Below are 24075 nucleotides of genomic sequence, written 5' to 3' on the forward strand. Positions count from 1 at the left end.
CATCCTCAAGAGAGGGGAGAAGTTCGGTTAACCGATTAACATAACGTGAAACTAAGATGAGACAGCCCTGGATATTTCCTAAACATAACTTCATCTAAGCTAGCGATTTGTAGTAGAATCTCTCAGTCGTCAATTAGGGGTTTCTGCAAATGCTTACGTCGCGGCCAAACCGTGGTTGTAGCGGGGTAAGTATTTGCAGAAGGCCCTCTTATTACTCATTATAAATAAGGGGATGTTATGGATAGCAATCGTTTTTATTTTGCTAATCGAGAAAACGTCAGTCGTTATCTAAATCGTTGGGATTTATTGCTGCTGATCTTAGTTTTTTCCGTCCTCTTTTTTTTAGCTTGGGTGGGAAAGCAAATGGCTGCTCCTTACGCTCTGGGCCAGCCATTACCAATATCCTTAGATCCTGCGGTGTTGCCTTTTTATGCCGGTCGAACGGTTCTAAGAATGTTTATTGCGTTATTGTTTTCAATAGCCTTTACTTTTATTGTAGGGACATTGGCGGCAAAAAATAAACGGGCCGAACAATTAATTATCCCAGCCATTGATATATTACAATCCGTACCAGTGCTAAGCTTTTTAGCGATTACCGTGACAGGATTTATTCATCTTTTTCCTGGTAGCATGCTTGGCCCAGAATGCGCGTCTATTTTTGTGATTTTTACCGCCCAAGTTTGGAATATTACCTTTGGGTTTTATCAATCGCTAAAACTAGTGCCTCACGACCTTCGTGAAGCGTCTTCTATGTTTCAATTATCGCCATGGCAGCGATTTTGGAAGGTAGAGGTGCCTTATTCCATGTCAGGATTACTCTGGAATATGATGATGTCCATGTCTGCGAGTTGGTTTTTTGTGGTGCTGTCTGAAGCCATTGTGGTTTCTCATCAAGAAATACGCTTACCTGGTGTGGGCTCCTACATTGCGCTAGCGATTGAAAGAAGCGATCTTCCTGCATTGGGCTACGCGATGTTAGCTATGGTGGTGGTTATTTTTCTTTACGATCAAATTTTGTTTCGTCCTTTAATTGCTTGGTCAGAAAAATTTAAAGTAGAGCAATCTCCCGACGAAGAAGAATATCAATCTTGGTTAATTGATTGGATGCGTCGTAGTCGTTTAATGAAATCTGTTGACTCGGGTCTAAGTCTGGTCAGAGATCGTTTTGTCAATGCTCCAATTCTTAGTCGCTACACGGCCAAATCTTCTCGAGAAATTAGCACAACGAGGATTCGCCAAATTACCTGGCTCTGGAATACCCTTTTATTGCTGACTATCCTCGGGGGGGCTTATACCTTCTTGCGATATATTTTAGCCGAATTAAAAGTGAGCGATATCATTCATGTGCTGTTATTGGGCTCAGCCACCGCTACCCGCGTAATTGTCTTGATTGTCTTAAGCTCCATGGTTTGGATACCGGTCGGTGTGTGGATTGGACGTCGGCCACGTTTGGCGCAAAAGGTACAACCTGTGATTCAATTTGCAGCCGCGTTTCCAGCGAATTTATTTTATCCCTTATTTGTGATAGCGATCGTTCAGTTTAATTTAAACGTTGAAATTTGGGTGACCCCATTAATGATTTTAGGAACACAATGGTACATTTTGTTTAACGTCATTGCTGGGGCATCGACTATCCCGCGTGATTTGTTTTTAGCTGCGGATAACTTCGGGGTTAAAGGTTGGCAATGGTGGCGAACATTAGCGCTTCCAGGCATTTTTCCCTACTACATTACCGGCGCCATTACCGCTGCAGGTGGCGCCTGGAACGCAAGTATCGTTGCTGAATGGGTGAGCTGGGGTAATACCACCTTAAAAGCCACTGGACTTGGCGCGTACATTCAAGCAAGCACTCTTGAAGGGGACTTTCCTAAAATCGCATTAGGAACCGCAATGATGTGTTTGTATGTCCTATTTTTTAATCATATTCTTTGGCAGCCGTTGTATCGGTTAGCAGAAGAGCGTTTTAATATCAACTGAGATCCTTATGTCTGAAACCATCATCTCGATAACTAACCTGCGGAAAGCGTATAAAAAATCAGCTGATCAGGATTTATTGGTGTTAAAAGACATCGACTTCGAATTAAAAGAAGGGGAAATCGTTGCCCTTCTTGGCAAGTCTGGATCAGGAAAATCGACTCTTCTTCGGATCATCGCGGGGTTAGTGGCGCCTTCTAGCGGTGAGGTCGCCTATCGAGGCAAGCCCGTAACGAAACCAGTGCAAGGTATTGCTATGGTGTTTCAATCCTTTGCCCTTATGCCCTGGTTAACGGTATTAGAAAATGTAGAGCTTGGCTTAGAAGCCCAAGGCATACCCAAAGAAGAACGCCGTCGTCGAGCCATTGAAGCCATTGATATTATTGGGCTTGATGGATTTGAATCGGCTTTTCCAAAAGAATTGTCTGGAGGTATGCGACAGCGGGTCGGATTTGCGCGAGCATTAGTGATTAATCCCGATGTGTTGTTAATGGATGAACCGTTTTCCGCATTAGATGTCTTAACGGCAGAAAATTTAAAATCCGACCTATTAGACTTATGGCAAGATAAAAAAACCAACACCAATGGTATTTTATTAGTCACCCATAATATTGAAGAAGCGGCTATGCTTGCGGATAGAATCATTATTTTAGGCAGTGATCCTGGGTATATTCGATCCGATTTAAGGGTAAAACTTCCCCAACCAAGAACAACGGAATCGCCAGAGTTTAGAGCATTAGTTGATAGAATTTACACGTTAATGACCACGGGCCCAAGAGAAAAAGCGCGCCATGTTCGTGAGCGGCAAATTGCTTTGGGTTATCGCTTACCGGATGTTGAGCCTTCTGAGTTATCCGGTTTAATCGAAACGATGAAATCCTTTGAAGATCGTATGGACTTACCAGAGCTGGCCGATGAGTTGATGATGAATGTGGATGATTTATTCCCCATTCTTGAAACACTAGAAGTGTTAGGATTCGCTCGCGTGTTGGATGGGGATATTCAGCTTAGCGATCTTGGTAAGCAATTCTCAGATGCTGATTTGCAAGAACGAAAGCAAATATTTGCGAAACAACTGTTGCAGAAAGTGCCGTTGGCTCGCTATATCTGTAAGATTTTAGATGAGAAAAGCAGTCATTATGTCTCTGAAGAGCGGTTTTTAAGCAAACTAGAAGATTATTTAAGCGAGAAAGAAGCTGACCGTGTTTTAAGAACCATGATTGATTGGGGGCGATACGCTGAATTGTTTGCCTATGATTTTAATACCGGGATTTTAAGCTTAGAAAATCCCGGTATTTCTAGCGATTAAATCTTAGGGGTTCTAGCTTCATGGATGTTCGTTTTTAGATTTTTTTACCAAATAATCTAAAATCGCAAACAAGCGATCCTCAGACTTAGCCATTTGTAAATCCGTCTTGTACTTGTTCTGAATTAACAGAGCGGGAACGGCGGCGATTTGATAGGTTGCCATCATGCGTTTGCTGTTATTGATTTCTATATCAATGCTGGGTGAATTATGAAACGCGCTTTTCGCCACCTTCTCATCAATGCCCTGAGTGTGTAAAAATTGAACCATGTCTTTATTGTTGTTTAAACGCTTTTTATCCGTCAGAATGGCTTTAAAAAGAGCCGGCGTTATGGATTCTTGTAACGATAGCGCTTGAGCCGTATAAAAAGCTTTTGCGTAGAACTCCCAGTCTTTGTTAAAAATAACCGGAACTTTTTCGTAGAATACATGACTTCCTTTGGCGGCTACCCAAGTTTCTAAGCGGGTTTCCAAACGATAGCACCAAGGACATCCGTAGCTGAAAAATTCTGTGATCATCACGCGATCTTCTTGCGAAGAGCCTTCACTGGCTGTGTTGATGACGACATAATCTTTGCCCGCAACAAAGTCCTCAGCAAAGGTTAAGGTAGGAAGGAGCAAACATAAAACAATAAAACACAACCGTTTTAACATGACGTTCACCTTAGTGCTTAAACTTAAAGAAGCTATAGTTTACACGATTTTAATGCAAGCCGGATAAATAATAGGAAACCGCCTCCATCTCTTCTTTTCCCATACGGCTGGCGATGTCATGCATCATGTCGTTTATATCCCCAGTCCGCGTTCGGTTCTTAAACGCTTCTAACTGCTGGATACTATATACAGCATGCTGGCCTGATAAAACCGGAAAACCAGCTTGCGCATTGCCAAACCCTTGCGGGCCGTGACAGGCGATGCAGGCGGTAATGTGTTTTTCGAAATTACCGCCACGATACAAGCGCTCACCAGGTTTAACATATTGCTTAGGCGTGGTTAGTCTTGGCAAAGGCTGATTGGCATAAAATGCAGCCAGATCACTCATATCTTGCGGAGTTAAATTGGCCATAACTGGGGTCATCAATGGAGAGCTGCGCTTTTTTCCCTCTTTAAAATACTTCATTTGCCGAACTAAATAATCAGCATGCTGACCGGCAAGATTAGGCCATTCAGGGTTATTACTCACGCCCGTAGGACCATGACATGCGGCACAAACGGAAGACTTTTCTTTGCCTGCCAGAGGATTCCCCTCGGCAAAGGCGAGCAAAGAACTGCATAAGAAAAGTGCAAAAGCTAATTTTCTCATCGGTTTCTCATCGGTTAAAACTGATTTAATGGTACACTGTCTTTAAGAAACTCTGCAAATTATAGTGACGCTTATGATCAATAATCCTTATACACAAGCACAATTTTTAAAAAGTGCGGCACGCGTTGAACACTTACCAGAAGATACTGGCTATGAAGTGGCGTTTGCCGGCCGCTCTAATGCCGGTAAATCCAGTGCCTTAAATTGTTTAACGGGCAAGCGTCAATTGGCCAGGACCAGCAAGACCCCAGGTCGAACGCAGCTTATTAATTTATTTACTCTAGAGGATGATAATCACCGGTTGGTAGATCTGCCGGGTTATGGCTATGCAAAAGTCGCACAGCAAGTAAAACGTGACTGGCAAATGCACTTGGCTCATTACCTTGAGACGCGTAAAAGCCTTACAGGGTTAGTGCTTCTTATGGATATTCGTCACCCTTTAAAAGAGCTGGATCAAATGATGGTTAATTGGGCAATAGAGCGCGATTTACCTGTTCATATTCTTTTAACCAAAGCGGATAAACTAAGTCGCGGCCAGGTTCAAGCGGCCCTGCATGAGGTTAAGAACGTTTACCAACCAGTTAAGGATTTAGTGAGCGTACAAGCTTTTTCGTCCTTGAAAAAGCAAGGTGTGGAAGAACTGATTGATCGGTTGAATCAATGGTTTGAATATGCAAATTAAGCTCTTGGCCCTTTTGAAACATCATCCATTGGAAAGATTAGTTCATCATCTTCATTATCCTCATCACCATCTTCGATCGTATCCAGAGTACATCTTGGAGAAGCTTGGTCGCTTGTATTACTTTCAAAGACTTGATTAGAGCTTGATTTGCTTGCTTCAGCGCTCTGACTTGAAGAAGAAAACATGACTCTACCGGTTTCAAGAGCTTGTTTAAATGCCTCTTTTTGGTCAAAAAACTTATTTGTTCTTCCGGATGGAGGGGAGGAAGGACTTGGCATGGGTGATGAAGTTTCAGTTTTTATTGTGAACCCAATAATGGTACGGGGTTGGGTTTTAGGTTCAGGCTTTGAGGAATTTCTTAGCATTGTGTAAGGCTCTAGTTGCAGTTAATCGTAAGTCCATTGATACTGGACCATTGTTACAAAATTGTTTAATAACGGGTTTTTACAAGCATTCGCGATGCAATCCTTCTCGGTACTCTTATTAAAAATTATTCTGAGTTGCTTCACTTCGTTCACAAAGACAACACTTACCGGCTCATTTTTAAAAATGACCAGAGTCCAATTGTTAATGAAGGCGTTTTAAATGTCAACAAATTGCGAAATATACGCTTATTAAGAACATCAGTGGCGCACCTTCACACACCTGCTTTATTATGAATCAATTTGATAATCGCAGAAAAGTCTAACTCCTCCATGCCGTCGTTCACCAGAGATTGATATAACTGTTTTGCTGTTGCCCCTAATGGGGTTTCAACGCCAGATTCTTCTGCACATTGCTGACTAAGCTTCAAATCTTTAAGCATCATCGCTGCAGTAAATCCCGCTTTATAATCCTGATTGGCGGGAACATTGTCTAATATCCCCGGTACAGGAACGTATTGGTTCATGGTCCAGCATTGGCCTGATGAGTTGGTGACCACCTCATGGAGTTTCTGCGCGCTTAATTCTAACTGTTCGGCTAAGACAAACGCCTCGGATACAGCGATCATTGAAATACCCAGAATCATATTATTGCATATTTTTGCGGCTTGACCGCTTCCAGCCTCTCCAGTATGAATAATTTTTTTACCCATCGCCAGGAAAATTGGATGTGCTTTTGCAAACGCTTCTTCTTTACCTCCTACCATGAAGGTCAGTGTTGCTGCTTTAGCGCCTAGCACCCCTCCTGAAACAGGGGCATCCAGTACCAAATGCCCATGCTCCTCGGCTTGAGTATGAAACGCTCGTGCACTAGTCACATCAATCGATGAGCAATCTATAAAAAGCGTGCCTTTTTTAGCTGCTGCAAATAGCCCATCCTCCCCGAAACAAACCTGCTTAACTTGCTCACCGGTTTGCAACATGGTGATGATAATTTCAGAGTCCTTGGCCAACATGATTAGTGATTCCGCACGACTCCCCCCCTCCCGTTGTAAAGCGGTTAACGCTTCAGGTTGGCGATCAAAACCAGTCACCGTATGATTGGCGTTCATCAAATTAATAGCCATGGGTAATCCCATGTGACCAAGTCCAACGAATCCTATATTAGCCAAGCTGATCTCCTTAATGGGTTGGCATGATGAATGATTGTTCGTGAATCTTAGTCGCTGGCCAACGTTCTGTGATGGTTTTACGGCGAGTGTAAAAATGAATACTTTCCGCACCATGCATGTTGGTGTCGCCAAAAGAAGATTGTTTCCAACCTCCGAACGGATGGCTTGCAATGGGAACAGGAATGGGAATGTTAACCCCAACCATTCCAACTTGTACGCGTTGGCAGTATTCTCGCGCTGTATAACCATCACGCGTAAAAATTGCCGTACCATTTCCATACTGATTGCGGTTTACTAAGTTTAAAGCCGAATCAAAATCCTTTTCGCGAACAACGATTAACACCGGTCCAAATAACTCATTTTGATAGACCGACATGTGTTCTTTGACGTGATCGAATAAACAAGGTCCAAGATAAAACCCATTGGGATGCTCTGGATGAGAAAAGTCTCGTCCATCAATCACCAACTTTGCGCCTTCTTGCACGCCTTGATTTATTGCCTCTAGCAATCGACCCCGGTGTGCTTTGCTAATTACTGGCCCCATATCCACAGGTTCAGCATCGCCAGCGTCTATACGAATGGCGTTTATTTCTGGAACAATTTTTTCTAAAAATTGCTCAGCGGTTTGATCACCTACCGTGACGGCGACTGAAATCGCCATGCATCGCTCACCAGCTGAGCCGTAGGCGGCACCCGCAATAGCGTTCGCAGCAAAATCCATATCCGCATCCGGCAGAATGAGACAATGATTTTTAGCGCCACCAAAGGTATGAGCGCGTTTGCCAAGGCTTGTTGCGGTGTTATAAATATGCTCAGCAACGGGGGTAGAGGCAACGGCTGTAAAGGCTTGTATATCCGGATGATTTAATAAATAGTCAACCGTGTTTTTATCGCCTTGAATGCAATTCGCCACCCCATCGGGTAAACCTGCATCGTGAAGTAGCTCAAACAACCGAACCGGCGCCGAGGGATCTTGCTCCGATGGTTTTAAGATAAATGTATTTCCACAAGCAATGGCGGGGATCATCATCCAGACTGGTACCATCACTGGAAAATTGAACGGAGAAATGCCCGCACACACGCCTAGGGGTTGAAGCATGGTATAGCAATCAATCTGATTCGAGACATTGGCGGTGAAGCTGCCTTGTAATTGAGTAATCAAGCCACAATGAAGCTCAACCACTTCAATGGCTCTCGCCACAGAGCCTTTTGCATCTTCGATGGTTTTGCCATGTTCCTGAGTTACAATTTTGGCTAATTCGAGCTGATGTTTTTCTAATAAATCGCGAAATTTAAAGAGAATACGAGCTCGTTTGATAGGCGGTGTTTGAGACCAGCCCGTAAACGCTTCTCTAGCAGCAAGTACTGCTTCATCGCATAGCGTTTTATCCGCAAAAAAAACATCACCAATCTTTTCGCCGATCGCGGGATTAAATATCGCTTTACTGGGTAGGTCAGAATGCAGTTTTTTTTGACCTGCAATCACATGTGGAACGTGGTAAACCATCACTAAAGCTCCTTTTTAGAAGGTTATCCTTAAGTACCGAACCATGAAACTGCGTCGTTCAGTCGTTATAGGTTGAAAGAGTGACTTGGTATTGGCGATTGGTTCCGCTGCCTTGCGCGGTGGTTTCAATGACTTCAAATCTACTGTGTTCACCAGCTTTTTCTAGTGCATTTTTAATGGCCTCACTAATTCCAGAAGTGGAGATTCCGGTAAAGTCTCCTATTTTTTTTGTTATCATCCTTATTACCTACCTTGTAAAAAAAATTCCAAAAACAGTGTAGCACAAACTTATATACCCGTGATCGTTCAATATGCGACAGGTCAAAAAATAAAATGGGGCCTAAAAACACGAATCTTGAACGATCACGGGTATATACCCGTAATCTTTCAAAATGCGTGATTTATGCTTTTTCTTTTTCGCCCTGCCGCATTTTAAAAAACTCGCAAGGGAATGAGCCATTACTCGCTTTTTAAAATGCGGCAGGACAAAAAATAAAGGCGCCTAAAAACACGCATTTTGAAAGATTACGGGTATATTTCGCTCACCGCCTTCCATTTATTCTGAATGATTAAGCAAATGTTCCAACCCATAATAGAGTGAATCTAGCGAGGTTACTCGTTGGCAGGCGAGTACTACGCCTGGCATAAAACAGGATCGATCAATACTGTTATGGCATAACGTTAACGTTTCCCCTTGACTGCCAAATATAACTTCTTGTTTCGCTAACACTCCAGGTAATCGCAATGAATGGATATTGACGTCACGATGCTTTCCACCACGCGCACCTTCAACGAGCTCTTTAAGCGGCAACGCGTTTTTACGGTTACTTCGGTTCGCGGCTATCATCTCTGCTGTTTTAAGTGCAGTGCCAGAAGGGGCGTCCAACTTTTGTTGATGATGCGCTTCTATGATTTCCACTTCGTTAAAAAAATGCGCGGCTTTGGCCGCAAATTGCATCATTAAAACAGCGCCAATAGAAAAGTTTGGAACAATGATTCCCCCTAGCTTTTTTTGTTCACATAACGCTTTGAGCCGAATAATTTCGTCGTCAATAAGCCCGCTGGTCCCAATGACCGGGTGCGCACCATGTTCAATGATGGTTAAACTATTTTCAAACACACAGTCCGCTCGCGTGAGATCAATCACCACTTCGGCGTTTGTTGCTGTAATTTCCTGACTTAAATTATCTTGACTTCCTAAGGCTCTGACGAGTTCGAACTCGGGATGGTTTTGAATGGTTTCACACGCCATAGAACCCATTTTCCCGCTTGATCCATTGACGATAACTCTGGTTTTCATGAAATCGATAATCCTTCATTAAGTAACGCAGAAATTTAGTACAGGATTAAATTTATCCAGACTTCTAATCCTAAGAGGGTTTCTTTTCTTTCTTCTCCTTCTGCTCAGCTTTTTCACGTTCACGGGTTTCATGGACAACGCGCCAAGCCCACATGCTGGCTGGGATCCAGCCTATTAGAGTGGCTTGTAGAACCAAGGTAATAAGTGCGCCACCAGGATTATCATTAAGTAGGAGCACAACCCACGGTAAAAAAATGGCTAAAATTGACATAAATACGTGTTTCATAATTCATACGCCGTTTCAGGGGAGATTATTTAAATATATACATTTATCAAAGATACTTCAAAATGCGACTTGTTGTGCATTAAGCGGGTTATAATTTAGCGCGTCGGGTTAATTGAATCAATACTCTTGCAAAATGGAATTAAACCTTATACATTGCATGGTCAATTTTTACTGCCTGATGAGGCCTCTCGCATGAGAAAACAAGAATTGCATCCTCGCACTGCAATCATTAATCAAAAACAAAAAAATTCATCTAAACAGGCACGCTTGCAAGCCCTTCGTTGGTTAGCTGGGCGTTTTCCTAAGGCATTTGATAACAACGTTCAAATTCGACCCTTAAAAAAAGGGATTTTAAATGATCTGATGGAATACGCTGACGAGGCAAAGCACGCGGGAATATCGAAAAGTAAATTACGTGAAGCCTTAGTTGTTTTTGCGCGCCGAATCGATTACCTAACCGCAGTAAAAGCGCGAGAAATGAGAGTCAATTTACAAGGCGAGCCCGTCGAAGAAGTTACCGTTGACGAAGCGGAAAAGGCCGCGGCAAAAATAAAGCGACGCGTTGAAAAAAGCGCTAAAAACGCGAGGAAAACGATTCTCATGAAGTCCGCCCCATCGATTAACGCCAAATCTTCGTTCTCCTCGAATTATTCCGGGGATCAAAATAGCCAACCTTACTACGCCGATCGTGAACCGGCTTATGGTTCTTCTCTAACCCATACCACAGCGCCAAAGCCTGCCGCAGTGGTCGTCAAACATAAATCTACTAGACAATATGATCCCGAAGCTGTCGCGCGCTTAAAAGAAAAACTGGGGTTATCGAGAAAAAAGGAAGTAACCGAGTAATATCCCAAATTACGGCAGCGCCTGCATCCAAACTAAGTTAGTCATTGCCCTTTCTGCCAACCACCCCAGAGCATGGTCTATACTTCTATTGTGTTTCGTTGTTAAAGAAACGATAACCCGTAGCATTGGAGAAGATTATGATGACTAAGAGAATATTAGCAACCTTCTTAGGTCTTGCATTGACCAGCGCTTTTGCGTTTGCCAATGAGATTCAGGATAACAAAGAGTTGTGGGCTACGTTTAAGACGGACGATGGGAAACAGATTCGTTGTTTGGTACATCAGGACGACCACGAAGTGATAAGAGGAATGAAAGGAAAGGACGTGGTATTATCGACGGGGGTAAAACAGGCGCCCATCAGCACACCAGATTGTGATATGTGTGCTGAGTGAAGTGCATCCGCCGAGATGGTTGTGAGTTTGAGGGTATGTCGTTAATACATCGGTGTATACCATGCTGATTTTGCTTTTTAAGAAAACATCCACTCTAAGATCAAGAGGGATGTCAGGTTCGCATGCAGAATAAGCCCATTTTTATACCTAAGCTACTTCAAAATGCGATGGTTATGGGGACGTATCGGTAAGCCTACTTGACGCACTCAGTTTAAAGAGGCGCTTCGCGCGATGAGCGAGAAGCGCCTCAGCTCAATTAACAACCTGTCACCGACAAAATCTAAGCGAGTTGGTTCCCCTGGTTCGCCGATAATGCTGTCGCGAGTTGCCAAGACATATGAATTTTCAGTCACCAACCCTTTTTTGCAAACGATACTCAATCATCTAAAAAAATCTGGGATTATCGAGAAAAAAGAAGTAACCGAGTCGTTTCTCAAGGTAGCGTCTGCATCCTAACTTCGTTAACCCTATTGCCCTTTCGGCCAACCTCTCAACATGGTCTATACTTCTATTGTGTTTCGTTGTTAAGGAATCGATAATCTGTCGCTTTGGAGAAGACTATGATGACTAAGAGAATATTAGCAACACTCTTATGCCTTGCATTGGCAAGCGCTTTTGCGTTTACCAAGAAAACTCAGGATGACAAAGGTGTGATGGCTACGTTTAAAACGGATGATGGGAAAGAGATTCGTTGTTGGGTAGATAAGGACGATCTTGAAGTGATCAAAGGAGTGAAAGGAAGGGACGTGCTGCTAGAGGCGGGTGCTTATAAATAGCTGAGTTTGAGGCACGTAGTTAATACACCGGTGTATGATATGCTAATTATGCGTTTCAAGAAACCATCACCTCTAAGTTCAAGAGGCTCGCCAGGTTCAGATGCAGCATAAGTCTAATGTATACCCAAGCTACTTCAAAATGCGATGGTTATGAGAACGTATCGGTAAGCCAATTTGACGCACTTGGTTTGAAGAGGCGCTTCGCGCGATGAGCGAGAAGCGCCTCAGCTCAATTAAAAACCAGTTGCCGACAAAATCTCAAGCGAGTTGGTTCCGCCTGGTTCCCCGATAATGCTGCCGCGAGTTACCAGTACATACGAATTTTCAGTCACCAAACCCTGTTGCAAAAGATACCCAATCATCGCTTGATTAATTTGGTCATTGCTGATGCCGCGATAGTCGTAATGCAGTGGAAATACATTATTGACGAGGCTTAATTTACGAACGGTGGCTTCATTATCAGAAATAGCGAATATTGGCACAATACTACGCTGACGAGACATCCAAATTGCTGAGGCGCCGGATTCGGTTAAAGCAACGATGGCGGCAATTGGAAAATGATTGGCGATGTGCATGCTGGCCATCGCAATGGCTTGATCACGCCGTTGGTAATGGCTGGTATCATGGTTGAGCTTATAAAAAAATGAAGCGTGCTTTTCGGCGCTGACGCAGGTTTTATCGACCATGCTAATCACTTTAACTGGGTATTGGCCGCTTGCGGTTTCAGCCGATAACATCACCGCATCCGTTCCGTCTAAGATGGCATTAGCCACGTCCGAAACTTCAGCACGGGTGGGTTGAGGATGATTGATCATCGACTCCATCATTTGAGTCGCTGTAATCACAATTTTATTCAGTAAGCGCGTTTCTTTGATGATGCGTTTTTGAATCGCTGGAACTTCCGCCGCCCCCACCTCTACGCCCAAGTCCCCCCGCGCGACCATAATGCCATCGGCCGCGGTTATGATTTCGGTGAGATGTTCTAAGGCTTCAGTGCGTTCAATTTTAGCGATAATGGGGGTGTCTGGAGAATTAAGTTCTGCCAATAAACGGCGCGCATCTTCAATATCGCTTGCATTTTTGACGAAGGATAAGGTGACATAATCAACCCCTGCGTTAATGGCATTTGCCATATCTTGCTTGTCTTTGCTGGTCAAAGCGCCAGCGGCGAGCCCTCCGCCTTTACGGTTGATGCCTTTATTGTTGCTGAGCTTTCCGCCTTCAATGACTTCGCAATCGATAAATTTATCCCGAATGTCGGTGACTACAAGCTCAATCAAACCATCGTCTAAGAGTAAATGATCGCCAACGTTTAATTCGTCACAAAGGCTGAGGTAATCGACACTAACGCCAGACTCATCCCCTAAAGGCGGTTCGGCCAAGCAGTTTAATGTAAATTTTTGACCGTTGACTAACGTTATGAAGTTCTTTTCAAAACGACCCACTCTAATTTTAGGGCCTTGGAGATCCGCCATGATGGCCAAAGGATGGTTTAGTTCGTCGGCAAGTGTCCTAGCCAATTCAATTGTTTCTTTAAACGTGCTCCCGGCATGAGAAAAATTAATACGAATGACATTAACGCCAGCTTCGAGCATCGCTCGCAATGTTTGCTCATGATTGCTGGCAGGTCCTACAGTTGCAACTATTTTGGTACGTCTCATTTTGCTCGCTCTTCTAACATCGTTACAGCGGGTAATTTTCTTCCTTCCATAAACTCAAGAAACGCTCCCCCTCCGGTGGAGATATAAGAAATTTGCGAGATTAAATTATATTGATCTATGGCGGCTAATGTTTCACCCCCACCGGCAATAGAAAAGGCATCGCTGTTTGCGATAGCAATGGCAATGGCTCTTGTACCATATGCAAATTGTGGTAATTCAAACACACCGACTGGGCCATTCCAGAGAATGGTTTTGGCCTCATCAAGAATTTCAATGTAATCGGCCACCGTGTCTGGGCCTATATCCATGATCATGTCATCACTAGCAATGTTTCCTAGTAATTTATTAAATGCAGGACACGTTTCGCTAAATGATTTTCCAACCACCACATGCGTTGGTAGTGGTATTTTACAGCCTTTTTCTTTTGCTCGAATAAGAATCTTTTTGGCTTCATCGACCAGTTCCGGCTCATAGAGCGACTTACCAATTTCATGCCCTTCTGCTTTTAAGAAGGTATTCGCAATTCCACCGCCCGGTATCAACACATCAACCATGTTAACAAGCTGCTTCAATAGCGTTAGCTTTGAAGAAACTTTTGCTCCGCCAACAATCGCAGCAATAGGACGCTCTGGCGCTTCCAACACATGTTGTAATGCTTCAAGTTCACGGACTAATAGAGGCCCTGCAGCGGCAACAGGGGCATATTTTGCCACACCAACCGTAGAAGCTTGAGCGCGATGAGCCGTACCAAATGCATCCATGACGAAAATATCGCAAAGAGCCGCAAGTTTTTTGGCTAACTGTGGATTGTTTTCCTTCTCACCTTTATTGAAACGAACATTTTCACACACAACCAGTTCACCGGGTTTTGCATTCACACCACTTAGATAATCGGTAACAAAATGAACGGGGTAATCCAGATGGGAGGCAAGATAGTCTGCTACAGGTTTTAACGTATAGCGTGCATCCTCTGTTCCCTCTTCAGGGCGACCAAGATGAGAAAGCACTATCACTGCCGCACCTTTATCTAATGCGGTTTTAAGCGTCGGAAGAGCGGCTTGTAAGCGCTGCTCGCTCGTAATTAATCCCTCTTTAATGGGCACATTCAAATCTTCTCGAATCAAGACCCGTTTATTTTTCAGATCAAGATCAGTCATTTTGATAAGATTCATGGGTATTCCTTCAAAGATTCATCATGTAATAACCAGTATCAAGCATTCGGTTTGAAAAACCCCACTCGTTATCATACCAGGCCACAACCTTGATCAAATTACCTAAAACCTTAGTTTGAGTCGTATCAAAAATAGCCGAAGCGGGCACATGATTAAAATCACAAGACACTAAAGGTTCTTCATTGATAAGCAAAATGTCACTTTTTGCGGCTCGCATGATATCATTGACTTCTTCTCTGGTCGCAGATTTTTTGGACGTAAAAGTAAAATCAATTACAGAGACATTCATCGTTGGGACGCGCATTGCAAATCCATCCAACTTACCAGACAACTCAGGCAATACTAAACCAACTGCGGCGGCTGCGCCTGTTTTGGTTGGAATAATAGAATGCGCCGCCGCTCGAGCGCGATGCAAATCGGAATGACTTCCATCCAAAAGCATTTGGTCTTTGGTATAAGCATGAACGGTATTTAATAAGCCGTATTCAATTTCTAAAGCCTCATGGAGTGGTTTTACAACCGGCGCTAAACAATTGGTGGTGCAGGAAGCGTTCGAGACAATCAAATCCGATGCGCGAATGGTGTTATGATTCACGCCATAGACGATGGTGGCTTCCGCTTCTTTCCCAGGAGCAGAAATCAATACTTTTTTTGCCCCAGCTTGGATATGTTTCATGGCAGCATCATGTTTGGTAAATAAGCCAGTGCACTCCATGACGAGATCAACGTTTAATTCAGACCAGGGTAGTTTTTCAGGGTCACGTTCGTTGGTAATTAAAATAGGATGTCCATCAATGACGAGTTTATTTCCTTCGACTTCGACATTATGTTGAAAGCGCCCATGAGTTGAATCATAACGCGTCAAGTGCGCTGTGGTTTCAATCCCAGACAGATCATTAATTGCAACCACGTTAAACTCATTGGTGCGGTTATACTCAAATATAGCCCTCAAAACACAACGGCCAATACGGCCATAGCCATTAATTGCAACACGAATTGTCATTATCTATTCTCCCGAATATCGATACTTTAAAGAGATTAAAGCGATCCTAATCAAAAAAAATGCCATTTTGCCCGGACTTAATTAAGAAGTCGATGGATGGCAGCGACGATGTTGTCTACGGTGATTCCCATGTCTTGAAACACATCACTTGCTGGGGCTGAGCGACCGAATTGACGAAGTCCGATAATTTCCCCGTCAAGCCCTGTAAATTGATGCCAGAATGCAGAGGAAGCCGCCTCGATTGCGACGCGTTTTCGAATAGAAGCCGGTAAGACGTGTTCTTGATAAGTCTTATCCGTTCGTAAAAATCGTTCAACACAAGGCATAGATACGACGCGCACCTGCACGCCATTTTCAGCAACGACGTTTGCTGCTTTTAAAGCAAGCTCTACCTCCGAACCTGTTGCAATTAAAATGATCTCAGGACTATCGTTGCTATCACGCAGAATATAGCCGCCTTGTTTTATTTCTTTTATCTGCGATGAATTCAAAGAAAGTGCGGGCAAATTCTGTCTTGAAAGCAAAAGACAAGAGGGGCCGGTATGATGCTCGATCGCTTGCTGCCAAGCCACCGCTGTTTCCATTAAGTCAGCTGGGCGCCAAACATCGAGATCAGGCGTTAAACGCAACATCGCAGTATGTTCAATCGGCTGGTGCGTCGGCCCATCCTCACCTAAACCTATCGAATCATGGGTCAGAACATAAATCACGCGTTGCTTCATTAAGGCGCTTAATCGAATGGCGTTGCGCGCATAATCCGAAAAGACTAGAAAAGTACCGCCGTAAGGAATAAAGCCACCGTGAACCGCTATACCATTCATGATAGCCGCCATGCCAAATTCGCGAACACCATAATAAAGATAGTTACCCGAAAAATCGCCTTCGTTAATGGCTTTTGAACCGGACCAATTGGTATTGTTTGAACCCGTCAAATCCGCCGAGCCACCAAAAAGTTCCGGTAAAAGGGCCGCATAATTTTCTAGGCATAACTGAGAGGCTTTGCGCGTTGCAATGGCTTTTTCATGGGTCTGACATTCTTGAATGAATGCATTTGATTGCTTTGACCAATTGTCGGGGAGATCGCCATTAATCCGGCGCAAAAACTCATAATACATTTTGGGATTTTGTTTTTTATATAACTCGCATCGATTTAGCCAAAGTTGCTCTGCTTGTTTGCCTTCTTCGATATGATTCCATTGGGCATACAAATGATCAGGAATTTCAAAAGGTGGGTAATTCCATTGATATTTTTCACGCATTTGAGCAATATCTTTTTCACCTAATGGCGCGCCATGAACTTTCTCACTGCCAGCCATTTCTGAGCCAAGCCCAATCACCGTTTTGCAGATAATTAAACTGGGTTTAGTTTGCTCATGACGTGCGGAAATAATAGCATTCTCAATGGCTTCGTAATCATGGCCGTCCACGCCTTCAATCACATGCCAATGATAGGATCTAAAGCGTGAGGCGGTGTCATCTGTAAACCATGCATCCACGTCACCATCAATAGAAATGCCATTATCATCATAAAAAACAATAAGCTTTCCTAAACCAAGTTTCCCCGCTAATGAACACACTTCATGTGAAATTCCTTCCATCATGCAGCCGTCTCCGGCGAATGCGTAGGTAAAATGATCCACTAAGGGAATGTCCGCATGATTAAATTCGGCGGCTAAGATTTTCTCAGCGATGGCCATTCCTACTGCATTTGCAAGTCCCTGTCCTAAAGGGCCGGTGGTGGTTTCGACGCCGGGCGTTTCAGTGCATTCAGGGTGTCCTGGAGTTTTGGAGTGTAATTGGCGGAAGTGTTTAATTTCTTCAAGACTAAGATTGTAACCAGTCAGATGCAATAAAGCATATTGGAGCATGGAGCCATGGCCGTTCGATAATACAAAGCGATCACGATTAAACCAATGAGGATTAGTTGGGCTAAAAGACAAAAACTTTTTCCATAAAACCGTTGCGATGTCGGCCATGCCCAGCGGCATGCCTGGATGCCCTGATTGTGCTTGTTCCACGGCATCGATGCTTAAAAATCGTATGGCAAGTGATAATTCTTTCAACGTACTCATGAGCGCGACCGGAATAATATTGGGGCAACTATTGTCGCTCAGAAGCATGCGTTCGGCAAGTTATCCCTGGGACTTAAAAATGAGCCAGTTGCTTTAGCAAAAAAATTTCACTCATTGTTCGTTTTAGGGCATAATGTCAATATTTTTGTCCGAACTCATCTTGTATGGCCCTTATTTTTGATCGCGCGAAACAACAAGGACTAACGCTCCCTAAACGAGTAGACGGGGCTGGCAATACCTGGGTATTTTCTAAGAACCTGGTTGAGCAAGATTTGGATTTCTTTAAAACCGCGCTTAGACAGCTTCCTGTGCTAAGTTTGGAATACAATCTTATTTGTACTCAGTTAGCGCATGATTTTATTCAAGGAAAAGCAAAACCTGCAATTTGCGCACAAGTCGAAGTCGCCTTGGCTTTAGCAGAGCTTCTTGAGATTTTAAACCGTGATTATTTGGATGTTCCACGTGAAATCATGCGTTTGCAGCAAGAACAAAAGTTATTCAAGGAATTCTTAGTGCAGCATGGGTATCAGTTTCCTACCCCATCTTTGCACGTCAGCCTCAATCCTGGTTGGAACATCGATCGCCGAACCCATAACACCACCGTCGAATTAAATTGGCTTCGTCTAATGACCATTCGAATCCGGCGATTATTGGTGGTAATCGCTCCCATGACCGCTGAGCTATCAACCTATCGGCGCTGGGTTGTACAATTTGATCGCTTCCTCAATCCCTTTTTACTGCATTTAGCCTGGCTCTTTTTTACCCCACGATTATTAGTCAATCTAACCATGATGTTAAAACATGTCATTCCAGGTCACTGGATGAGCGACCAAGAGAAAGCATTAGGTTGGGAAGCGAGACTACTGGCAGAATGGAAAAAACGTTGGTTTGAATTAGGAAATGATACCCTTTGGTTAATCTCAGGGATTATTAACTGTTTTATATTAACTGGCGCTTTAGCGCCGTTTGCCATTTATGTTTCGGTCGCTTTGCAAGGGTTTGATGTGATGCTAGCTTGTATGCGAATGATTCATGAGTCTTCTCGTTTTAATCGGCTTTATAAGCACTACGAAACCTTACTCAAAGACGATAAACTGTCTTACGAGCAACGAGAAGAGATAACGACCTATCTAAGACATTTACAACAGAAAATGTCTCACGAGCAACAACGGCTCTGGTTAGGAATCATCAACACCAGCGTATTGCTGGGAGCTATTATCTTGGCGATTCCTTTGTTTGGACTTAATCCCTTGATTCCTCTGATTGGCGCAGCTATTGCTGTTTCAATGACCATCGCGAGTTATATTATTACGAAACGCTTGGAGAATAAGAATTCTAGTCCAGAGGTAACGGTATTAACTCGCGGCTCATCCGCTTTAACTCAGCACAGCCTTTTTTCAAGCGCTAAGAATAAATCTCCCTCTTCTCCAAAATCAGAACACATTCAGATGGGTGATTTGTTGGAAGCTCATCATGGCTTAACAAGCTCGATATCTTCATAATAGCGCCTACCCCCTTGCTTGAATTCAGCCACGCCATTCTAGGGTTAAGCTCAAATCAATGATATCCTTAACGCCATGTTCATATCAAAGCCAGAGGATTTTTATGTCCATTGATGCCTTACCCCAATTCAGTCAAATTGACGTAGACCATTTTAGTGACGCTCTTGGGCGTTTATTGAGCGATAATTTACAAAAAATCAATGCCTTACTGCAACAAAATACCTCCCATACCTGGGAGAGTTTAATGGAACCCTTGGAAGAAATAGACGATAAACTTGAGCAGTTTTGGTCGCCAATGGCGCATCTTCATGCTGTAGTAAACTCGAAAGAACGACGCGCGTGCTATCAAGCTTGTCTACCCAAGTTATCGGCCTACGAATCGGCTGTTGGCCATAATAAAGCTTTATATGAAGCTATAAAATCCATCGATTGCGCCTCTTTGAATACAACTCAAACGAAAATTATTAGCGATACCGTGCGTGATTTTGAGCTTTCTGGCGTGGCTTTAGAGGATGAGGAAAAAGCGGAGTTTGAAAAAATTCAGGCTAGACTTTCTGAGCTTTCCAATCAGTTTGAAAATAATGTTTTGGATGCTACCCAAGCGTATGAACTTCATATCGAAGACGAGACCCGTGTTTCAGGGCTTCCAGAGCATGCTTTGCATGCGGCTAACGTTCTTGCTGAAGAAAAAGGACTCAAAGGCTGGGTATTTAATCTTGAAATTCCTTGCTATCTTGCTATTGCAACCTATGCCGAGGATAGATCACTTCGGGAAGCGCTATACACCGCGTTTGTTACAAGAGCTTCCGACGCAGGTCCTAACCGTGGTGAATTCGATAACACCCCGGTTATGGATGAAATTCTCTCGTTACGGCATCGCAAAGCCCAACTCTTAGGGTTTAGCAATTTTGCCGAATTATCGCTGGCCACCAAAATGGCAGAATCACCTGAGCAAGTGATGAGCTTTTTACATGATTTAAATCAACAGGCGCACCCCCAAGCTCAAAAAGAATTTGCTGAGTTAAGAATCTTTGCTCAAAAAGAGCTCCAACTTGATGCGTTGAAGCCCTGGGATGTCGCTTACGCGTCAGAGAAAAAACAGCATGCTGAACACGCGATTTCACAAGAAGCCTTAAGACCTTATTTTCCATTACCCAAAGTGATGGAAGGCATGTTTTCCATCATTCATAAGCTCTATGGCATGCACGTTAAAGAAGTAAATGACGTGGATACTTGGCATCCTGATGTGACATGTTATCAAGTTGCCGATGCCAACCATCAAGTACGAGGCTATCTCTACTGTGATTTATTTGCTCGCCCTAATAAGCGAGGCGGGGCATGGATGGATTCGATGCAAAGCCGCCGTAAATTAAAGGATGGCTCAATTCAGCGCCCAATTGCGACCTTAACCTGCAATTTTGCCAAAGCCGTAGCGGGAAAACCCGCGGCTTTATCTCACGATGAGGTGCTCACGTTATTCCATGAAATGGGGCACTGCTTGCATCATGTCTTAACCCAAGTGGATTATATCAGTGCTTCTGGTATAAATGGTGTGGAGTGGGATGCCGTGGAATTGCCCAGTCAGTTCTTTGAAAACTGGTGTTGGGAGGAAGACAGTTTACTGCCATTAACCGCGCATATCGAAACTCAAGAACCGTTACCTAAAGAACTCTTTAACAAACTTCTGGCGGCTAAAAACTTTCAATCCGCCATGACCATGGTAAGGCAATTGGAGTTTTCATTATTCGATTTTCGCATTCATCGAGAATACGAGTCGCAAAGGGCAGGCTTCATCCCCACGATATTAGCGGACGTCAGAACAGAAACAGCGGTGGTGCCTATTGTTTCCTATAATCGGTTTCAACATAGCTTTAGTCATATCTTTGCTGGCGGTTACGCCGCTGGTTATTATAGTTATAAATGGGCGGAGGTTTTGTCTAGTGATGCGTTTTCACGATTTGAAGAAGAAGGAATTTTCAATTCCGAAACAGGGCGAGACTTTCTCCACTGCATTTTAGAAGCAGGGGGCGCTCAAAAAGCAGAACAAGCGTTTGAAGCTTTTCGAAGACGCCCGGCACGCGTCGATGCATTACTAAGACACAATGGCATAAAATAAACGTTGAGTTATCTAGAGAAAAGTCGCTAAACGCTTTTAGGCCCTTTTTGATAACGATCTTTTTTTTGCTCCTGGCGTGAAGACGCAACGCTTTTTTTACGTTCTTCGGACAAAAAGCGATAGGCATCGGTTTCTACCCAAGGACGGTGAGACTGTCGCAGCTTTTGGTTCTCTTCTTCTTTTTGAATCCCATTGACCACTTTATACCACCCAGAAGGTTTATTTTTCATGGGCATATATTCAACAAATAACTTGTCTTCAACAGGACAGCGTTCCTGAACCTGCAATGATAAACCATGTTCTTCATCCAAAAATTTACCCTTAGCGCTTGTCGATTCAATATTATGTAAATAAAATTTCTCATCCTGATAATCAAAATAAGGATAACCTTGCTCATCGGTCTTAAGCGTTTCAACACCATCGGGTAATTCAATGTATTTCATAATGCTCTCTGGAAATTTGTTTCATTTGATATCATTATAGGATCAATTTATTCTAAATATAAAAGAGATTTGTATGTCTGATGAGCTTTTTAACATTCCGGTAACTACAATTGAAGGAGAATTGACAACGTTAACCCCCTATAAAGGTCAAATTATTTTAATCGTAAATGTAGCCAGCCGCTGTGGGTTTACCAAACAATATACTGAATTAGAGCAACTCTATCAGGATTACAAAGATCAAGGATTTACGGTTTTAGGGTTTCCCTGCAATCAATTTTTAAAGCAAGAACCAGGTGGTGAGGCAGAAATTAAAGAATTTGTTGAGCGCTGTTTTATGGTCACATTTCCTTTATTTGCTAAATGCCATGTCAGAGGGCCGAAACAATCACGTTTATATGCTTATCTCGCGAAACACATTGAAAAAAAACGATGGCCATTGATTCCCTGGAATTTTACTAAAATACTGGTGGATCAAGAAGGTCGAGTGCTAAAACGCTTCCCGCCAACCACTGCCATGACCAAAATTCGCCAAGAAATAGAGCGGTTACAACAGAAAAAATCCTAACAAAAATTTATCACCATCTTTTTTTTCAATCGCTTTTTTTTTCGCAAAATACTCTACTATGTTGTATAATAAAAGTGTACAACCATGGGGGCGACCTGGCTTCGACGTGGGTTGCGAAACCTGATGTGCATGCCGAGAATGAGATCTCTCGTAAATAAGACTCAATTAAATATAAATGCTAACGATGCATACTATGGAGATGAAGCTATCGCTGCGTAAGCTTTGATAGTGTAGTCCCACCGTGCGCTGCCATAAAACCAGCGCCCCGTTGACCGAGCTCGCTTATCGGTATCGACTCAACGGTCATAGAAGATAAGCTAGCAATTCGAGTCTTCCCGCCTCAAATTGCGAAATTTAGGGAATCGCCGTGTAGAATCCTGTCGGTCGGAGGCTACCCGGTTAACTGAATAGGCCTGACTAAGCATGTAGACCTGAGGGCAGAGGATTTACGGACGCGGGTTCAATTCCCGCCGCCTCCACCATATAACTTGTTGATTTATCAGTATTTTTACCACCTGTATCTGATCCGCGGGGTTCCAGCGGGTTTATTGGGTCTTTCCCAATTACGGGGGCACTTTCTCAGGAGCATAGCACTCTAACTCTTATTCTGTAATTGGGGTCTTTCCCAATTACGGGGGCACTTTCTCATGAGCATAGCACTCTAACTCTTATTCTGTAATTGTCAAAATTTTTAAATCCATAAGCTCTTCTTTGAATCAATTTCATCTTTCGATGAAAGCCTTCTGTTATTCCATTAGATTTTGTAAATCGCCACATCCTAGCTATTTCCTCCTTCCAGCTAAGCATTGTTTTTCCTAATGTTTTTAACGGCTTGAAAGGGCTATTCTTAAGCTCTGATAACATGTTTAAAAGCTTGGGTATGTTTTTTTCACACCAATCGTTGTTCATGGCTTTGAATAGCAGCAGTTGATGCAGTTTCTGTTGGAAGTTGTAAATCGCTTCAATCGCTGGGTGTTTCTCAAAGAATGCGTCTCGTCGCCTCTTTTGGTTTGAAGTCAGCTTATCAGCTCTTTTTCTCAATACAGCTAACATCCCACGGTTGCTCTTTATTTGACTCGCTAGTTCTCGATAAGTGAGCATGCATTGGTGTTGCATCAAACGAATGACATGGAATCGGTCAGCCACGATTTTCGCATTGGGGAAATATTTTTTTACAATGGCACGATAGGTGCTGCTTAAATCCATGCACACCATTGTCACCTGTTCTTTTCCGGGTAATTGAGCGAGATAATCTGAAAGCTCAGACTCCTTTCGTCCTTTCACAATATCAAATATCTTATGGTTATTTAAATCACACAGAGTGGTCGCAAACCCGTGCTTGCGGTTAAAGAAGTGCTCATCTATTCCAAGGACTTTGGGACAAGGCTTATTCATGAGCTCTTTATCCTGCTCTTGATAATGGCGATGATACCAGCGTTCAATGGTTGCTTTGCCCTTATCAAACCGTTTTGATAGGTCTTTTTGTGATATGCCTCGTGTATGCTCGTGATAAACAGCCGCTTGCAAGCGCCAAGTTGAGCGTTGATGTTTATGAATACCAGGAAACTGCTGATTTCCATAGCGTCGACACACATTACAAAACAGCTTGTACGCTTTAAACCTTAAAAGGCTTCG

23 protein-coding genes and 1 other RNA gene are annotated in these 24075 nt (G+C 43.3%); 10 read left to right on the plus strand and 14 right to left on the minus strand.

Annotated features, from left to right (window positions below; translation table 11 throughout):
* Positions 1 to 237: 237 nt before the first annotated feature.
* Together E1O47_RS07635 and E1O47_RS07640 are read left to right on the plus strand one after the other, a co-directional pair.
* Positions 238 to 1977: an ABC transporter permease gene (locus E1O47_RS07635; RefSeq protein ID WP_133130672.1), complete on the plus strand. Its 1740-nt coding sequence runs from the start codon at positions 238 to 240 to the stop codon at positions 1975 to 1977.
* Between the two features lie 7 nt (positions 1978 to 1984).
* Complete coding sequence (locus tag E1O47_RS07640; protein WP_133130673.1) at positions 1985 to 3283, plus strand: ABC transporter ATP-binding protein; 1299 nt, start codon at positions 1985 to 1987, stop codon at positions 3281 to 3283.
* Between the two features lie 18 nt (positions 3284 to 3301).
* Here E1O47_RS07640 and E1O47_RS07645 read toward each other — a convergent pair whose 3' ends face one another.
* Entirely contained in the window at positions 3302 to 3934 is a 633-nt protein-coding gene (locus E1O47_RS07645; protein ID WP_133130674.1) for a thiol:disulfide interchange protein DsbA/DsbL, read from the minus strand.
* A 49-nt stretch (positions 3935 to 3983) separates the two neighbouring features.
* Positions 3984 to 4583 (minus strand): c-type cytochrome, encoded by a 600-nt coding sequence (locus tag E1O47_RS07650; protein ID WP_133130675.1) that lies wholly within the window; start codon positions 4581 to 4583, stop codon positions 3984 to 3986.
* Between the two features lie 73 nt (positions 4584 to 4656).
* On the opposite strand from E1O47_RS07650, the gene yihA reads away from it, so the two are divergent.
* Positions 4657 to 5265 (plus strand): ribosome biogenesis GTP-binding protein YihA/YsxC, encoded by a 609-nt coding sequence (yihA, locus tag E1O47_RS07655; protein ID WP_133130676.1) that lies wholly within the window; start codon positions 4657 to 4659, stop codon positions 5263 to 5265.
* Here yihA and E1O47_RS07660 read toward each other — a convergent pair.
* The 6 genes from E1O47_RS07660 to E1O47_RS07685 form a co-directional block, all read right to left on the minus strand.
* A complete protein-coding gene (locus E1O47_RS07660) occupies positions 5262 to 5630 on the minus strand; it encodes a hypothetical protein (RefSeq protein WP_133130677.1) in 369 nt (122 codons plus the stop codon). The genes yihA and E1O47_RS07660 overlap by 4 nt on opposite strands.
* Positions 5631 to 5902: 272 nt before the next feature.
* Positions 5903 to 6799 carry a 3-hydroxyisobutyrate dehydrogenase gene (mmsB, locus tag E1O47_RS07665; protein WP_165475073.1) on the minus strand — a complete coding sequence of 299 codons (897 nt, stop codon included), beginning with the start codon at positions 6797 to 6799 and terminating at the stop codon, positions 5903 to 5905.
* A 10-nt stretch (positions 6800 to 6809) separates the two neighbouring features.
* Positions 6810 to 8306, minus strand: coding sequence for a CoA-acylating methylmalonate-semialdehyde dehydrogenase (locus E1O47_RS07670; RefSeq protein ID WP_133130679.1), 1497 nt, complete (start codon positions 8304 to 8306; stop codon positions 6810 to 6812).
* Between the two features lie 58 nt (positions 8307 to 8364).
* On the minus strand, positions 8365 to 8544 hold the full coding sequence (locus E1O47_RS07675; RefSeq protein WP_133130680.1) for a dodecin domain-containing protein: 180 nt from the start codon (positions 8542 to 8544) through the stop codon (positions 8365 to 8367).
* Positions 8545 to 8862: 318 nt separating this feature from the next.
* Positions 8863 to 9606 carry a 4-hydroxy-tetrahydrodipicolinate reductase gene (gene dapB / locus E1O47_RS07680; protein ID WP_133130681.1) on the minus strand — a complete coding sequence of 248 codons (744 nt, stop codon included), beginning with the start codon at positions 9604 to 9606 and terminating at the stop codon, positions 8863 to 8865.
* Positions 9607 to 9676: 70 nt separating this feature from the next.
* Positions 9677 to 9892 carry a YqaE/Pmp3 family membrane protein gene (locus E1O47_RS07685; RefSeq protein WP_133130682.1) on the minus strand — a complete coding sequence of 72 codons (216 nt, stop codon included), beginning with the start codon at positions 9890 to 9892 and terminating at the stop codon, positions 9677 to 9679.
* Between the two features lie 192 nt (positions 9893 to 10084).
* On the opposite strand from E1O47_RS07685, the gene E1O47_RS07690 reads away from it, so the two are divergent.
* The 3 genes from E1O47_RS07690 to E1O47_RS07700 all read left to right on the plus strand — a co-directional run bounded on the left by E1O47_RS07690 (position 10085) and on the right by E1O47_RS07700 (position 11906).
* A complete protein-coding gene (locus tag E1O47_RS07690; RefSeq protein ID WP_133130683.1) occupies positions 10085 to 10738 on the plus strand; it encodes a ProQ/FinO family protein in 654 nt (217 codons plus the stop codon).
* A gap of 137 nt (positions 10739 to 10875) precedes the next feature.
* On the plus strand, positions 10876 to 11130 hold the full coding sequence (locus tag E1O47_RS07695) for a hypothetical protein (protein WP_133130684.1): 255 nt from the start codon (positions 10876 to 10878) through the stop codon (positions 11128 to 11130).
* Between the two features lie 560 nt (positions 11131 to 11690).
* A complete protein-coding gene (locus E1O47_RS07700; protein ID WP_133130685.1) occupies positions 11691 to 11906 on the plus strand; it encodes a hypothetical protein in 216 nt (71 codons plus the stop codon).
* Positions 11907 to 12139: 233 nt separating this feature from the next.
* Here E1O47_RS07700 and pyk read toward each other — a convergent pair whose 3' ends face one another.
* The 4 genes from pyk to tkt all read right to left on the minus strand — a co-directional run bounded on the left by pyk (position 12140) and on the right by tkt (position 17814).
* Positions 12140 to 13567: a pyruvate kinase gene (gene pyk, locus E1O47_RS07705; RefSeq protein ID WP_133130686.1), complete on the minus strand. Its 1428-nt coding sequence runs from the start codon at positions 13565 to 13567 to the stop codon at positions 12140 to 12142.
* Complete coding sequence (locus tag E1O47_RS07710) at positions 13564 to 14739, minus strand: phosphoglycerate kinase (RefSeq protein ID WP_133130687.1); 1176 nt, start codon at positions 14737 to 14739, stop codon at positions 13564 to 13566. Before E1O47_RS07710 ends, pyk begins: the two co-directional genes overlap by 4 nt.
* A 10-nt stretch (positions 14740 to 14749) precedes the next feature.
* Entirely contained in the window at positions 14750 to 15742 is a 993-nt protein-coding gene (gene gap / locus E1O47_RS07715; RefSeq protein ID WP_133130688.1) for a type I glyceraldehyde-3-phosphate dehydrogenase, read from the minus strand.
* A 77-nt stretch (positions 15743 to 15819) separates the two neighbouring features.
* On the minus strand, positions 15820 to 17814 hold the full coding sequence (gene tkt / locus E1O47_RS07720) for a transketolase (protein WP_133130695.1): 1995 nt from the start codon (positions 17812 to 17814) through the stop codon (positions 15820 to 15822).
* A gap of 164 nt (positions 17815 to 17978) precedes the next feature.
* Here tkt and E1O47_RS07725 point away from each other — a divergent pair, with 164 nt between their 5' ends.
* The gene (locus E1O47_RS07725) at positions 17979 to 19316 is read left to right on the plus strand and encodes a hypothetical protein (protein WP_133130689.1); all 1338 of its coding nucleotides are present in this window, start codon (positions 17979 to 17981) and stop codon (positions 19314 to 19316) included.
* 103 nt (positions 19317 to 19419) lie between these two features.
* Positions 19420 to 21432 (plus strand): M3 family metallopeptidase, encoded by a 2013-nt coding sequence (locus tag E1O47_RS07730; protein ID WP_133130690.1) that lies wholly within the window; start codon positions 19420 to 19422, stop codon positions 21430 to 21432.
* Positions 21433 to 21458: 26 nt separating this feature from the next.
* Here E1O47_RS07730 and E1O47_RS07735 read toward each other — a convergent pair whose 3' ends face one another.
* Positions 21459 to 21875 (minus strand): hypothetical protein, encoded by a 417-nt coding sequence (locus tag E1O47_RS07735; RefSeq protein ID WP_133130691.1) that lies wholly within the window; start codon positions 21873 to 21875, stop codon positions 21459 to 21461.
* Positions 21876 to 21948: 73 nt separating this feature from the next.
* Between E1O47_RS07735 and E1O47_RS07740 the strand changes: the two genes are divergently transcribed.
* Both E1O47_RS07740 and ssrA read left to right on the plus strand, forming a co-directional pair.
* On the plus strand, positions 21949 to 22440 hold the full coding sequence (locus tag E1O47_RS07740) for a glutathione peroxidase (RefSeq protein ID WP_133130692.1): 492 nt from the start codon (positions 21949 to 21951) through the stop codon (positions 22438 to 22440).
* An 86-nt stretch (positions 22441 to 22526) separates the two neighbouring features.
* Positions 22527 to 22922, plus strand: a transfer-messenger RNA (tmRNA) gene (gene ssrA / locus E1O47_RS07745).
* A 163-nt stretch (positions 22923 to 23085) separates the two neighbouring features.
* Here ssrA and E1O47_RS07750 read toward each other — a convergent pair.
* The coding region (locus E1O47_RS07750) for an ISL3 family transposase (protein WP_133130693.1) at positions 23086 to 24075 on the minus strand (990 nt) is incomplete at its 5' end.

Origin of the sequence: Legionella yabuuchiae, assembly GCF_900640115.1 — a bacterium.
Taxonomy (GTDB): Bacteria; Pseudomonadota; Gammaproteobacteria; order Legionellales; family Legionellaceae; genus Legionella_A; species Legionella_A yabuuchiae.